This window comes from Kosmotoga sp. DU53 (assembly GCF_001639905.1).
GTDB lineage: Bacteria > Thermotogota > Thermotogae > Petrotogales > Kosmotogaceae > Kosmotoga > Kosmotoga olearia.
The window spans coordinates 42,654-55,661 of the sequence record NZ_JGCK01000060.1 but is presented as its reverse complement, the minus strand read 5'-3'; the positions used below and the strand labels follow the sequence as shown (position 1 = coordinate 55,661).

At 41.0% G+C, this 13,008-nt stretch carries 16 protein-coding genes, 1 tRNA gene and 1 pseudogene; 4 read left to right on the top strand and 14 right to left on the bottom strand.

Going from position 1 to position 13,008, the window contains the following annotated elements:
* Window positions 1-12: 12 nt before the first annotated feature.
* From DU53_RS07750 to acpP, 3 genes are read right to left on the bottom strand one after another with little or no spacing between them, the layout of a single operon-like run.
* Window positions 13-780: a hypothetical protein gene (locus DU53_RS07750; protein WP_015868816.1), complete on the bottom strand. Its 768-nt coding sequence runs from the start codon at window positions 778-780 to the stop codon at window positions 13-15.
* On the bottom strand, window positions 777-1,694 hold the full coding sequence (locus DU53_RS07745; RefSeq protein WP_235599756.1) for an RluA family pseudouridine synthase: 918 nt from the start codon (window positions 1,692-1,694) through the stop codon (window positions 777-779). Before DU53_RS07745 ends, DU53_RS07750 begins: the two co-directional genes overlap by 4 nt.
* 42 nt (window positions 1,695-1,736) lie before the next feature.
* Entirely contained in the window at window positions 1,737-1,994 is a 258-nt protein-coding gene (gene acpP / locus DU53_RS07740) for an acyl carrier protein (RefSeq protein WP_015868814.1), read from the bottom strand.
* Window positions 1,995-2,174: 180 nt separating this feature from the next.
* Between acpP and DU53_RS07735 the strand changes: the two genes are divergently transcribed.
* From DU53_RS07735 to DU53_RS07725, 3 genes are read left to right on the top strand one after another with little or no spacing between them, the layout of a single operon-like run.
* Window positions 2,175-2,987 (top strand): purine-nucleoside phosphorylase, encoded by an 813-nt coding sequence (locus DU53_RS07735; protein WP_041288709.1) that lies wholly within the window; start codon window positions 2,175-2,177, stop codon window positions 2,985-2,987.
* Window positions 2,988-3,009: 22 nt separating this feature from the next.
* Window positions 3,010-3,981 (top strand): bifunctional oligoribonuclease/PAP phosphatase NrnA, encoded by a 972-nt coding sequence (locus DU53_RS07730; protein WP_041288978.1) that lies wholly within the window; start codon window positions 3,010-3,012, stop codon window positions 3,979-3,981.
* Window positions 3,950-6,415, top strand: a complete 2,466-nt coding sequence (locus tag DU53_RS07725) for a hypothetical protein (RefSeq protein ID WP_015868811.1) — start codon at window positions 3,950-3,952, stop codon at window positions 6,413-6,415. Before DU53_RS07730 ends, DU53_RS07725 begins: the two co-directional genes overlap by 32 nt.
* A gap of 8 nt (window positions 6,416-6,423) precedes the next feature.
* Here DU53_RS07725 and DU53_RS07720 read toward each other — a convergent pair whose 3' ends face one another.
* Genes DU53_RS07720 through folE2 form a run of 4 tightly spaced genes read right to left on the bottom strand, consistent with a single transcriptional unit; the run spans window position 6,424 to window position 9,199 of the window.
* Window positions 6,424-7,059 (bottom strand): site-2 protease family protein, encoded by a 636-nt coding sequence (locus tag DU53_RS07720; protein WP_015868810.1) that lies wholly within the window; start codon window positions 7,057-7,059, stop codon window positions 6,424-6,426.
* A 1-nt stretch (window position 7,060) separates the two neighbouring features.
* Complete coding sequence (gene rsmI / locus DU53_RS07715) at window positions 7,061-7,765, bottom strand: 16S rRNA (cytidine(1402)-2'-O)-methyltransferase (RefSeq protein ID WP_015868809.1); 705 nt, start codon at window positions 7,763-7,765, stop codon at window positions 7,061-7,063.
* Entirely contained in the window at window positions 7,755-8,429 is a 675-nt protein-coding gene (locus DU53_RS07710) for a 16S rRNA (guanine(527)-N(7))-methyltransferase RsmG (RefSeq protein WP_015868808.1), read from the bottom strand. Before DU53_RS07710 ends, rsmI begins: the two co-directional genes overlap by 11 nt.
* Window positions 8,426-9,199 (bottom strand): GTP cyclohydrolase FolE2, encoded by a 774-nt coding sequence (gene folE2, locus DU53_RS07705; RefSeq protein WP_015868807.1) that lies wholly within the window; start codon window positions 9,197-9,199, stop codon window positions 8,426-8,428. The genes DU53_RS07710 and folE2 overlap by 4 nt, the downstream gene beginning before the upstream one ends.
* Before the next feature lie 56 nt (window positions 9,200-9,255).
* On the opposite strand from folE2, the gene DU53_RS07700 reads away from it, so the two are divergent.
* A tRNA-Ser gene (locus tag DU53_RS07700) sits at window positions 9,256-9,344 on the top strand.
* A gap of 37 nt (window positions 9,345-9,381) precedes the next feature.
* On the opposite strand, the gene lepB is transcribed toward DU53_RS07700, so the two are convergent.
* The 7 genes and pseudogenes from lepB to rpsP all read right to left on the bottom strand — a co-directional run bounded on the left by lepB (window position 9,382) and on the right by rpsP (window position 13,004).
* Window positions 9,382-10,248 carry a signal peptidase I gene (gene lepB / locus DU53_RS07695; protein WP_015868806.1) on the bottom strand — a complete coding sequence of 289 codons (867 nt, stop codon included), beginning with the start codon at window positions 10,246-10,248 and terminating at the stop codon, window positions 9,382-9,384.
* Complete coding sequence (gene rplS, locus DU53_RS07690; protein WP_015868805.1) at window positions 10,245-10,592, bottom strand: 50S ribosomal protein L19; 348 nt, start codon at window positions 10,590-10,592, stop codon at window positions 10,245-10,247. Before rplS ends, lepB begins: the two co-directional genes overlap by 4 nt.
* A 16-nt stretch (window positions 10,593-10,608) precedes the next feature.
* Entirely contained in the window at window positions 10,609-11,175 is a 567-nt protein-coding gene (locus DU53_RS07685; RefSeq protein ID WP_015868804.1) for an RNA methyltransferase, read from the bottom strand.
* On the bottom strand, window positions 11,165-11,911 hold the full coding sequence (trmD, locus tag DU53_RS07680) for a tRNA (guanosine(37)-N1)-methyltransferase TrmD (protein WP_015868803.1): 747 nt from the start codon (window positions 11,909-11,911) through the stop codon (window positions 11,165-11,167). Before trmD ends, DU53_RS07685 begins: the two co-directional genes overlap by 11 nt.
* A complete protein-coding gene (gene rimM / locus DU53_RS07675; protein ID WP_015868802.1) occupies window positions 11,880-12,482 on the bottom strand; it encodes a ribosome maturation factor RimM in 603 nt (200 codons plus the stop codon). The genes trmD and rimM overlap by 32 nt, the downstream gene beginning before the upstream one ends.
* Window positions 12,479-12,711 (bottom strand): annotated as a pseudogene (locus DU53_RS07670) (KH domain-containing protein). The gene rimM and the pseudogene DU53_RS07670 overlap by 4 nt, the downstream one beginning before the upstream one ends.
* Window positions 12,711-13,004 (bottom strand): 30S ribosomal protein S16, encoded by a 294-nt coding sequence (gene rpsP / locus DU53_RS07665; RefSeq protein WP_015868800.1) that lies wholly within the window; start codon window positions 13,002-13,004, stop codon window positions 12,711-12,713. The pseudogene DU53_RS07670 and the gene rpsP overlap by 1 nt, the downstream one beginning before the upstream one ends.
* Window positions 13,005-13,008 lie beyond the last annotated feature (4 nt).

The window sequence follows — 13,008 nt, the reverse complement described above, 5'->3', positions numbered from 1 at the left end:
AAAGAAAGAAAATCAATCTTCTGGGTGATCGTAGTCCTGGAATTCTTTGTTTTCGATTACTTCTTTTTCTCCGGTTTCCCCTAACTCTGAACCCCGCCAACGGTCATCTCTCCTTCCCGACACGATGTAAACCAGTAAGATCACGAGCAATGTATACAACAAATATGGAAGTAACTTCCAAAAACGCCATTTTCTCAGAAGTATTTTCGGGTCTTCATTAAATAGTTTAACACCTGAGAAGCCTGTCCTTTTCGCCACGTTCAAGGTGTTTAGTACAAAATTCTTGAAATCGAAACGTTTATCAAGAAATAAGGCAAAACTTCTTATCGACAAATAAAAAGCTTTAGTATCCTCTAATGAAGGATATTCGTCGACACAAGCAAAAAAATCAAAAAAAATGCTTTTCAAAGGCAATAATTTGATGTCTCTACCACCAAGCACCTGGAACCAGCTTGCTACAAGTTCATGATACCATATCGGAAAGTCTTCTGGTGAAAGGCCGTTCAGTTTGCACAATTCGAAGAAGAAAACATGTGCCATCTCGTGCCTGGCCGTTTCCATAGAAATGCTTCCGGGAAGTATAATCATGTAAAACCTATCATTGTCAACGGTCATCGGTTGAGCCTGGTTTTCATCAATTCTAAGATAATACCGTGGTGCGATCTTGAAAAGTTCCTGCAATTCTCTATATGCATTCTGAAAGTTCTCGTCAATCCTCAACGCCGGGAATGAGATAATGGCAATACAAATAAAAATAAGGATCAAAAACCTTTTTTTCATGACAGTTTTTCAAGAACCTTTTTCAGGTCATCGGGAAGTTCAGAAAGAACCTCAACGTAATGCCCTGTTTTAGGGTGAATGAATCCCATTTTCATACAATGGAGAAAATAACGCTTCAGTTCATAGCGCTTCTTAAAATTTCTGTTGAACTCCCTATCGCCATAAACATCGTCTCCTACGACAGGGTGCCCAATTTTTGCCATTTGCCGCCTTATTTGATGCTTTTTCCCGGTAAATAACCTCACCTCAAGAAAAGAACATCCTGAATACGCTTTCTTAACAATATACTCTGACTCTTCTCTCAAACCATCAATTACATCTTTCAGATACGCCCGGGATTTTTCGGGAAGACCTTTGACAAGAGTAACGTATCTCTTATCAATTCTCTTCTCTCTAAACATAGCTGTTAATTCTCGTGCAGCCTGCGGCGACTTTGCAACCAGCAGCACCCCCGACGTATGTTTATCCAATCTATGTACCAAAAAAGGTTTGAACCCATTTCTTTTTCCATACGCAAGTAGTCCTTCAATAAGGGTAACTATCTGCACTCCTTTACCGGGGTGTACAGCAAGCCCTGCAGGTTTGTCCACTGCTAAAAAACTTTCATCTTCATACAATATTTTTATAGGCAAATTATGTGGAATGAGCTCACGAGATTCTTTCAAACGTTTCAAGTATTCAATGTTACCCCGATAATTCACGGCGACAACATCCCCCAACGAAAGTTCATAAGAAGGGGCCTTTATTCTTTTTCCATTTACCCTCACGTTTCCCTTTCTCAGAAGCTTATAAATGGATGACAATTTCAAATCCGGCAAGACATGCCTCAAAAATTTATCGAGTCTTCTGTAGAAAGTTTTTTCATCCACCTTGAACTGTTTTTCAAAGTACTTCATTTCTTTCGTTCCTTTCAAAAACGGGGAGTAAAACTCCCCGTTTTTTAATGCTACCTAACATCATTCCTCGTCTTCCGCTCCTAAAACCTTCGCGATGTAATTAACAATGTCTCCAACCACTGATATTCCTTCGATTTGCTCATCATCCACTTTAATGCCAAACTCGTCTTCAAAAGCCATAACAAGATCTACCAGATCCAGGGAGTCAGCTCCAAGATCCTCAGTAAGATCGGAACTGAGATCGATATCGTCAATTTCTACTCCCAGTTTGTCAGAAATGATTTCCCTCACTTTTTCAAATATTTCTTCAGAGCTCATTTTTACTCCTCCCTTCAATTCAACTTTTGATAAATCTTCGCCACAATTATAGGCATAGCTATCATTAAAGTCAACTGACTCTGAGTATTCTACCACGGCTTGTTATATAATCAATAATGCCTACCAAAAAACTTATGTTTGGGTATATACTTATGATTAAAGATTTTTTAATATGGAGGAATGAGTATGAAAGACTACAAAAAACTTGCAAAACACCTTCTTGAACGCACAAACGTAAAGCCTGAATTCGCTCTGATTCTTGGATCTGGATTGGGATATCTAACAAAATATTTTGAAGATTCCCATGCTATTTCATATTCCGAACTGGAAGGTTTTCCTCAAAGTACTGTTGAAGGACACGCAGGAAGATTCGTTCTCGGAAAATTCCATGGAAAAAACGTTATAGCCATGGACGGTCGTTTCCACTATTATGAAGGCCACGAAATAAAAGATGTTGTGACACCGATCTATGTTTTCAAAGAAATGGGAATTTCGCGTCTCATAATAACCAATGCCGCAGGTGGTATAAATCGTTCCTTCGAACCCGGAGATATAGTGGCAATAACAGATATTATAAATTTCGCTTTCAGAAATCCACTCATCGGCCCTAATGACGAAAGATACGGTGTCAGATTTCCTGATATGTCGAAAACAATCGACTTCGATTGGCTTGAAAAAGTCGAAAAAACTGCTGAATCCAGGGGAATAAAACTAAAACGCGGAACATATGTGTGGGTTACCGGTCCATCCTACGAAACACCAGCCGAGATAAAGGCTTACGAATTTTCGGGAGCTGACATGGTTGGAATGTCAACAGTTCCTGAGATAATTGCCGCGAGACATTGCGGTATAAATCTCATAGCTTTTTCTTGCATAACGAACATGGCTTCAGGTATATTAGACAAAAAACTCGTCCATGAAGAGGTTGTCCAGACAGCTCAAAGAGTCAAAAGCGCTTTCAGCAAAGTCGTAGGCATAGCTTTAGAAGTTTAAAGGAGGATGAATAATGCGAACAATGAATTCACTCATGTCTGAAATCGAACAAGCAAAAAAAATCGTTGTATGCGGTCATATCATGCCTGATGGTGATTGTATATCTTCGGTCATGTCGCTGAGCCTTGGATTAGAAAAACTGGGAAAAAAGGTTACACCTGCCATTGATTGGGAAATTCCATCTAAATTTTATGAATTTCCACACGTTGATAAGATAATCCCTTACTCCGAAGAACTTCAGCTTTCAGATCTTTTGATAGTGGTTGATGCTTCTTCTCCTGACAGAATAGGTGGGTTTCAATCCCTGATGAAGAGCGGTATAAGAACCATCGTTATCGACCATCACAAAACAAACACTTATTTTGGGAACGTATGTTGGGTCGATCCGAAATACTCCAGCACAGCCCAGATGGTCTATCACCTTTTGAAATTGCTGGACGTGAACTACGACGAAGAGCTTGCTCTCTTGAATTATCTCGGTATAGCCACAGACACAGGTTTTTTCAGATACTCCAGTGTTGATGCCTCTGTTTTCGAAGACGCTGCTGATCTGGTAAGGCAGGGCGCCAGGCCTGACGTAGTATCAAGAATAATCCTCGATAGCAGAAGAATCGAAGAGTTTTATCTGGAAAGAGAGGCATTGGCGAAACTTAAACTATGTTGCGATGGGAAATTTGCCTATTCATACTTAGAAAAAGAGAGCTTCGATAAATATGGAATGACCACCAACGATTTCATAGGGTTCGTTGGGGAATTGCGTTCCATAAATACGGTTGAGGTCGCTATGTTCGCCTCGGAAGCTTCCAAAGGGGAGGCTCATGTGAGCTTAAGATCAAAATGCTATTTTGATGTGAGTGAGGTGGCTCTTGCTTTTGGCGGTGGCGGGCATGAAAGAGCCGCAGGATTTACCTTAAAATACGAGGGAGAACTTTTAAAAGCTATCAAGGAGGTTATTGAATTCATTGAAGAAAGGTTGCGTGATAGTGAGAACTAAGCATTTTCTTTTTTTCCTTTTCTTTCTAACCTTCTTCTCCGTACTTTCTGGAGAAGAGGTTAGTTTGTTGGGATTGGATTTTACTGAATATCCGAGAGTCAGGGCTTTATTAACCCCCGTAGAAGGCGAGGTTAGTGAAGTCTATATCGACGGTATTAAAAGTAACATATTTACCGAAGAACTTCTAAGATCAAAAACCAGATTGGTCGTAGGAATCTTGATTCAGGAGGAAATTGAGGCAGATTTCCTTGAAAACATTCTAAAAGAATTTTCAAAGGATTTCCTCGTTCCTCCCGTTTTCACTTTATGGAGCTACGCTACTTCAATAGATTTCATAACCCCGCCCGTAGAATTTGAACTTGCCACCAGGAGCATTCCCCTCCTTACACACAGAACTTACAATAACGAAAGCACAAGGCTTACCGACGCGGTATGCACCGTATCTTCATACCTGAAATACCAGGAGGGGATCAAGATTCTCCTCATCATAGGCGATGGTTCCAATAGTGGGAGTTTTTTCAATGAAGATTATGCGATTTCTTTGATACATGAAAGTGGAACGATCCCTTTCTTTATCGGGAACTGGAAATCTACCCAAACGCCGAAAAAAATCTTACATTCTACGAATTATGGACTCCTTTTTTCCAGCCAGAAAAAAGACCTGCACAAAGTAACAGCTGAAATATTCCAGCTTATACGTCAGTCCAAGATTATAAACTTTCAGGGACTCGGGAATTTCAATGAAAATCTCATCGAGTTCAGGTACGAAAATGATCCCCCGGAGGTTTATGACTTTTTTGCTCCCAAAATGAACGTTCATTGGTACCTGCGGAAAAATCCCATTAGCGACGGCCAGCTCGAACTTGATTTCGACCTATCAGGCGAAGAAAGACTCAGAATCGGAACAAAGCTCAGGATAGAGCTGATATCATCCAATGGCTTCTACGATTCGTGGAGCGCAAAATACAGAGTGGGCCCTCTTCCAATACAACCCCGCATGCTGGAAAAGGGGGTATGGCTCTTTGTAGTCACTTCCCCGGAATTCTCCGAATTGATTTCCGGGTATGTGGTTTTTTCAAAGCTACCTGGACCTTTAATTGAAACAAAGCTTCCTTCGTTGACAAACAAAACGAACATCACTGTAAGTTTCGCCCACAAAGGAGGAGTCCCTCTCAGATATGTTAAAGTCAACGGAAATACCTTCAAAATGGCTGACCCTGACCTAACCGTGCCACTTACCTTGAAAGACGGTTATAACGAGCTTGTTCTTGAATATATAGATTATTTTGGAAGAATATTCGGGCCCATAACCAAAAGCATCTTTCTTGACAGCCTTCCACCAAGCCTGGAGCTTTCAGAGACACCAAAATACACCAACAAACGTAAAATTATCCTGAGTGGATACGCACAGGATAATTTGCAACTTTTGAGCGTACAGGTTGGAGACAAACTTTTCAGAATAGAAGACGACACTTATAACTTTGAAACTGAATTGGAAATCAAAAAGGGGAAAAATGTTTTCGTTGTAAGAACGGAGGACCTTGCCGGCAACACTACCGTTGAAACGATTGAGATCTATGGGGACTTTGATTCTCCTAACATCCAATCTCTTAATTATCCACACTTTACCAAAGAATCTGAAATAATACTTACTGTAAACGCAACCGATAATACCGGAATCAATGAAATAACTATTGATAATCAACCCTTCGATCCTTCAATGAAGTTCATACCCATCAAACTCTTGAAAAATGGGGAAAATATTGTAAATGTATCGATAGTTGATCTAGCTGGAAATATCGCTATGCAAAAGATTGTGATAGTGAAAGACAACGAACCACCTGTGATAAAAGCTCCAGAGAGATTTGTGTTTAACGATAGAACCGCAAAGGAAATCGAGTTCGATGTTTGGGATAACTTCGGTGTTGATTCCGTGATGGTTGACGACAAACGGATCTTTAAAAAAGGAGAACACTTCTTTGCCAAGATCCCTCAACTTGAACCAGGAGCAAGAAAGCTCCTTTCCATAAAAGCGATTGACCTTGCTGGCAATATGGCGCAAACCTTTATTGAAGTAGTGTACGATGTCGAACCTCCAACTATAAATGTGAACGATGGGTACTTCACTACACGTGAAATAGAGATTAAAGATGATTTCGGCTTGAAAAAAATCTCATACAACGGTGAAATAACTTCACTCGAAGGAACTATAACGAAAATACTGATTCCCTTTAAGGAAAAAAGAACCATGACAATTACCGTTGAAGATACTGGCGGAAACGTTTATTCCTTGAAAATCAAAGTCTATCCCTGGTATCTTTCACCTGCATTTCTAATTTTTATAGTTGCTTTCATTGCCTTCTGGATAGGTATCAGATTTGGAGTAGCTTACTCCAGAAGAAGGCATAAACACCATCGGGTAAAACTTCAATGATTCTCATTTCAAAACGCCGCCAGATGCGCTAAAAACTCAACAAACCGGGTTACCGGCCACATTATCATCTGAATGACTCCCAGAAGCGATAGTACTATCAAAGTCAAAACCCCATAAATCTCATATTTGGCCAGCCATATGAGGTATCTTTCTGGAAGCAATATGGTAAATACATTCGACCCATCAAGAGGTGGAAAAGGTAGCAGATTGAAGAGAGAGGTGTTCAGGTGCGTGATCATTGTCCAGTAAAGAACATCGGAAAAATAATTAAGAAGTGGTGACCCCGGGTTATACACCGGATCAGCAAAAAACGACGAGTAATTGTGAGCACCCGTTAGATAAAATACCAACCCTACCGTTAATCCAAATAAAAAATTTGCAATGGAACCTGATGTGGCTGTTAGTAAAGCCTTCCATGTGCCTCTTTTCTTGATTTTCCAGTAGTTCAACGGATAAGGCCTGGACCAACCAAAATGAAAGAAATACAGCATCAGCATACCCAATGGATCTATTCGTTTTACGAACCCAGGCTTTTCGAGCTTAGAATTCCCGCTGAAGGCCTTTCCCAAAAGATAGCGGGCATATTCACGAATAAAGATAACAGAAATAACCGCAGGGGTTAAAGAAATGAAATTACGTATCATATCAAAAACCACCACTTTCCCCTTTGCTGGAAATTACCACCGTGATCTCTCCGAGAACCTTCTCTTTGCTGAAATGCTCAAGAATCTCTGACAGGGTCCCATACACCAGTTCCTGATGTATCTTCGTCAATTCCCTTCCAACGAAGCCCCTTCTATCACCAACGATCTCTAACCAATCCTTAAGGCTTTCCAGAAGCCTATATGGAGATTCAAAAAACACAATTAAAGAATCCTCATAAAGCCCCTCGGCAATCTTTCGGAAGATTCTTCTACGCTTTTTCCCGCGAGGTAAGAATCCTAAAAAGGTAAATTTTGACCCAGGGAAACCACTCAAAGCAACGGCTGTTGTAACAGCGCTTGGACCGGGAGCTGAATCCACCTCAAATCCATGATCGATACATGCGTTTACCAGCTTGTATCCGGGGTCCGAAATTACAGGCATCCCTGCATCGCTGACTAATGCAACAGCCTCACCATTTTCCAACCCTTCAAGCACCCGAGCGATCCGTTTTTCCTGGTTGTGTTCATTGAGCGATATCAGTTTCTTTTCCGTTATGCCGAGATGGGTCAAAAGCCCTTTTGTCCTTCTTGTGTCTTCTGCGAGTATCAAATTCACTGATTGAAGGATTTTTACAGCCCTGAAGGTTATGTCCTCAAGATTGCCTATTGGTGTTGAAACGATCCATAGTTTACCCTTATTTTCCATTCCACTTTCCCCCAAGAGGCCTCTTTTTAGGGATTCCTGGTCTTCGCGGAATTCCCGCCGGAAGTTCTCCGGTTCTTTCGTAACCCACTAAAAATCTTTCTGCACCATCACTCAAATAGTAGGATTTTTCGAATTTCAACTGTAGGTTAAGAATTTTCGCGGCTCTTTCGGCATACTCCTTTTCTTCTCTCCACAACGGCCCTTTGAAAAGATATACTATCCCTGTTCTACAGACAAAAGGAGTACCATATTCCAAAGAAATATCGGCTCTTCCAACAGCCCTTAAAAAAGCTCCGTCAAAAAATTCCGCATAACCTTTCGCAACCTCTTCCGCTCTCCCGACTATGAAATGAACGTTACTCAATCCCAGGAGCAGTGATATTCTTTCGATTTCCTGTACTTTTTTCCCTACGGAATCGAGAAGGTACCATTCCGCTTCAGGGAAAAGTACAGCACAAACGATTCCGGGAACACCGCCACCTGTGCCTATATCTATATATCTCCCGCAAAGATTCAGCTTCCGTACCGCTAACAGTACATCTTCCACATGTTTAATGTAAGCCTGTTTAAAGTCTTTTATAGCTGTAAGATTGTGTTTTGAAGAAATAATCTCTTTTAAGAATCGTGTGAGAAGCTCTTCCTTTTTTTCGTCGAGTTCGATCATAACGATTTACCCTTTTCGATGCAGGCATACGCCTCATGATTATGAATCGATTCCTGACTTGAAACCTCCACTCTATACCAGCTTATTCTGGGATCATTCATGAACCTTAGAACAACCTCTCGAGAAACATCCTCAACAAATCTTGGATTATCGTAAGAAACTTCTGTAATGAATTTTTCATCTTCCCTTTTGAGAAGAGTAAAAATGGGAGCGCTGGCAGCATCTTCCACCATTTCTATTATTTCTTCTATCCACACGAGGGAATTCATTCTTACCTGCACATTCACCATAGCCCTTTGATTATGCGCTCCTCGATCGCTAATCTCTTTAGAACAGGGGCATACCGTGAGCACAGGAACCTCTACTTTCAGGATAAAATCGAATTCTTTGTTTTTCGTGGAAATAAAACCGCAATTATAACTGCTGTAGCTTCCTATTCCACTTATAGGTGCGTTCTTTCTTATGAAATACGGAAAATCTACAGTAACATGTGCAACCGTGGCCTTCAGAGCTTCTCGCATGTCATCAAGGATAGATTCCATGTTTTTTGGTGTCACTTTCATGTTATGCCTGTCCAGAACCTCAACGAACCTTGACATATGGGTACCGCGAAAATCCTTGGGCAGATCAACAAAAAGATTGAAAGTGCCTATGGTATGTTGCCTTTTATTGGTTCTATCCATAACAATGATGGGGTATTTCAATCCTTTTATCCCAACCATATTTATTGGAATATTTCTGTGATCCTTTTCGCTCTGTACATCTCTCATAATTATTACCCCTTGATACCGTTATCTTTTTGAGTTATAATGACACATGATGGCGTGGAGGCGTATCCTAATTGGCTAAGGAGCCGGTCTTGAAAACCGGTGGGGTGAACGCCCCGTGTGGGTTCGAGTCCCACCGCCTCCGCCAAAAAACCGGGGAAAATCCCCGGTTTTCTTCTTTATAACTACTCATTCAACGGTCCAAATCTCGACAATTTCCATATCCTCAACATAGGTTCTCCAACGATATTCTTGTAAGGAACAAAACCAAAATATCTGCTATCGAAACTGTTGAGCGTATTATCACCCATGAAGAAATAAAAACCATCGGGTATCTTTATCTTGATATTCTTCGTCACAGGATCGTAGATGATATAGTCTTGTAGAGGCAACCGTGCCAGAACATCATCGTAATAACCACGATAATCGATCACATTGCTGTAAGCCCTAAAGAAATCTTTATAGAAAGAGTATCCAACCCTTTCCGGATGAGCAAGGCCAAGATAAAAATCCTTGTCTGCAAATATACCTTCTTTTGAGTATCTTATATCTGCAACTTCCGGTAAAGGTTTGCCATTCACATAGAGCTGGTATCTCGGATTTCTATCCAGAGGATATTTTTGAAGTTCGTATTCGAGATGCTTGTATTCTGGTGCAACTCTAAGCTCCAAAACATCTCCGGGTTTTCCTACAAGTCTTTTAACATATTTCACATGTCCTTTGAATTCTTTCGGAGAAAACAGATCCATAAATTTATCAAAAGCCCTCAACATCTTGAGAGATTCCTTATCAACAAAGGGAACCCAGAAAACAACAATATCCCCATAATCAGGCTCTCTTAGTTGATAGGTTATTTTTTCAACAAAAAGACGGTCCCCCGGATCAATCGTGGGCACCATTGATTCGGTGGGGACCATCATTGTTTCAAACATAAAGAGCCTGATTATTGTTCCGAAAATGATAGCGTAAAGAAGGGCCTTTCCCCATTCTTTGATTTCACGAACGACTCTTGATTCATTAGTTGCCGGCGCAGTTTTAGCCACCGGACTCAATCCCTTCGCTCCTTGATTCTTATTTTTCCTCTAATGTTTCTCACGTAATAAAGCTTGGCCCTTCTAACTTTCCCTTTCCTCAAAACCTGAACTTTCTCAACAGCGGGGCTTGCAAATGGGAAGATTCTTTCTACTCCTATACCACCAGCACCAATTCTTCTAACAGTAAAAGTCTTGCCAACACCGCCGCCTCTGATCTTGATAACAATACCTTCAAAGGCCTGTGTCCTTTCCCTGTTGCCTTCTCTGACCTTAACGTAAACCCTGACAGTATCTCCCGGTCTAAATTCTGGAAAATCTTTTCTTATGTACTGACTCTCAATCGCTCTGATGTACTGATCCATCTCAATCCCTCCTAACTTATATATCTTCACCAATTATTCTATCTAGAATTATGGCCACAGCGGCCCTAACCGACAGATGATTAAAACTTGCATTTCCTCTAATGGGTTCTAAAGCATAATCACAAAGGTCCAATATTTCTTTTGGTAATCCCCAACTGGTACCAAAAAGAAATAGGAACGGCTCTTTTGAAGTCTTTACGATCTTCGACATAGCTTCATAGCTAATCCTGTCCGGACCCTTCCTGGCTGAAGTGAAAATTAGCTTAGGTTTCACACCTTCAATTTTCTCAATATCTTCAAGAGCATCTTCGAGATAGCTTGCCGTTCTGACAACCGTCAGCGCTTCGCTCCTGTTGGGATTATATTCCTTACCGAAATCCTTCAGCCAGTAATTGAGAACATTTTCAACTATTTCTCTTTGCGCTGGCAAGTTTGAGACAACATAATAACCTTTAATATGATATGTGCGACAGGTTCTGGCTATATCATGAACGTCCAGATTTGTCACTGCACTGGAAACTATCCTACCATTTCTTCCCAAAACGGGATAGTGTACGAGCGCAACGTATATGTTATTCAACACCAGACATCAACTCCTTAAACAACAATAGGAGTGCCTTTTTATCCATTTCGTCAAATTCATGCTTCAAAAACAGGTCCGGACGCCTTTCCATTGTTCTCCTGAGACTTTCTTTCTTTCTGTATAGTTCTATCCTCTCATGATCTCCACTAAGAAGAACCTCCGGTACATCCAATCCACGGATTGTTCTGGGGCGTGTGTAATGCGGATAATCCAGCAAATCGTTATAGAAGGAATCATTCACAACAGAATCTGTGTCTCCCACAACACCCGGAATAAATCGCGAAATTGCTTCTATCATTACCATTGCAGCCAATTCACCACCACTCAGGACAAAATCTCCAATGGATAGTTCATCATCCACAATGGTCGTGATTCTTTCATCAATACCTTCATATCTACCACACAAAAAAAGGATGTGATCATGGGTAGAAAGTTCTTTAGCAATGTTGTTGTTAAAGACCCTTCCCTGAGGAGAAGTTAAAACAACATAGGGTTTCGCCTCATTAACCTCCACAATGTGATCATAAGCTTTGAAAAAAGGATCGACCTTCATCACCAATCCACTACCACCACCGTAAGGATAATCATCGGTTGTACGGTGTTTATCAGTAGTGAAATCCCTGAGATCGATGGCTTCAAAAACTATTTTCCCTTCTTTTATTGCCCGGGATATAACGCCCCAATCCGTTATTACCGAAAACATTTTAGGAAATATCGTCAATACGCTGATTTTCATCGTCGTTATCCTCTTTACCTTCCAGAGTAAGGTATTCAAGGCGTTTCGCTACAATCTTCTTATCCTTAAAACGAAATTCTACTATGTAATCCTTGATCACAGGTATCAACTCTTCTTCGACAGTAAAATCCGGAAGTTCCTTCGTGACCACAATAACATCGTTGGCTCCGGTTTCGATTATATCCGTAACCTTTCCAATATATTCTCCCTCTGGATCATAGACCTCACAGTCTAGAAGCTGGTAAAAGTAATACTCCCCTTCTTTAAGCGGAGGTAAAACATTGAGCGGTGCGTAAACGTAAAAACCCCGAATACGTTCCGCAGCTTCCACGCTCTTAAAACCCTTAAAATGCACTATATACCCTTTACCAGCACGCCTGATAGTATCGATTTCAGCTCTCACAACTGTTCCCGCTTTTTCATCATACAACAAAACCTTCTTCAAAGTCTCAAAGACCTTGAGCTGATTGGTTAAAGATTTCATTTTCACTTCCCCGCGAAGTCCGTGGGGTTTAACAACCTTGCCCACCGGGATCATACTATCTATCAGATCCCGAAATTCTTTAATCATCTAATCACCTTTAACGTGAAGTTTTCCCTGGAAGCTCCCGCAAGGCATTCACCAGGATGTTTATCGACTTGATGGTTCTACCATCTTTTCCTATTATCTGCCCTATGTCCTCCTCCGAAGCATGGATTTCGTAAACCTTAGTACCATTCTCATCAACGGTCTCCACCACTTCCACGGAGGAAGGATCCTTCACGATACCCTTGAGGATATACTCAAGAACTTCCTTCATTACTCGTTCCCTTCTTCTTCAGTTTTTTTCCCGTACTTAATTTCGTGTACTTTCTTCATGACGCCAAATTTGGAAAGAATAGATCTAGCTGTGTCTGTTGGCTGAGCACCTTTAAGAATCCACTCAACCGCTTTTTCGACATCAACAGACATAACAGCAGGATCCTTAACAGGATCATAGAAACCCAGTGAATCAATGTAAGCACCGTCACGCCTTTTTCTGGAGTCCACAACAACGATTCGGTAGAAAGGCCTGTTTCTTCTTCCCATCCTTGTTAGACGAATTTTTACCATCTAG

Coding starts and splice junctions, on each gene's coding strand:
- DU53_RS07750 (WP_015868816.1), bottom strand. CDS start 780: ATGAAAAAAAGGTTTTTGATCCTTATTTTTATTTGTATTGCCATTATC.
- acpP (WP_015868814.1), bottom strand. CDS start 1,994: ATGAGCTCTGAAGAAATATTTGAAAAAGTGAGGGAAATCATTTCTGAC.
- DU53_RS07735 (WP_041288709.1), top strand. CDS start 2,175: ATGAGTATGAAAGACTACAAAAAACTTGCAAAACACCTTCTTGAACGC.
- DU53_RS07730 (WP_041288978.1), top strand. CDS start 3,010: ATGAATTCACTCATGTCTGAAATCGAACAAGCAAAAAAAATCGTTGTA.
- DU53_RS07720 (WP_015868810.1), bottom strand. CDS start 7,059: ATGATACGTAATTTCATTTCTTTAACCCCTGCGGTTATTTCTGTTATC.
- rsmI (WP_015868809.1), bottom strand. CDS start 7,765: ATGGAAAATAAGGGTAAACTATGGATCGTTTCAACACCAATAGGCAAT.
- DU53_RS07710 (WP_015868808.1), bottom strand. CDS start 8,429: ATGATCGAACTCGACGAAAAAAAGGAAGAGCTTCTCACACGATTCTTA.
- folE2 (WP_015868807.1), bottom strand. CDS start 9,199: ATGAGAGATGTACAGAGCGAAAAGGATCACAGAAATATTCCAATAAAT.
- rplS (WP_015868805.1), bottom strand. CDS start 10,592: ATGGATCAGTACATCAGAGCGATTGAGAGTCAGTACATAAGAAAAGAT.
- trmD (WP_015868803.1), bottom strand. CDS start 11,911: ATGAAAATCAGCGTATTGACGATATTTCCTAAAATGTTTTCGGTAATA.
- rimM (WP_015868802.1), bottom strand. CDS start 12,482: ATGATTAAAGAATTTCGGGATCTGATAGATAGTATGATCCCGGTGGGC.
- rpsP (WP_015868800.1), bottom strand. CDS start 13,004: ATGGTAAAAATTCGTCTAACAAGGATGGGAAGAAGAAACAGGCCTTTC.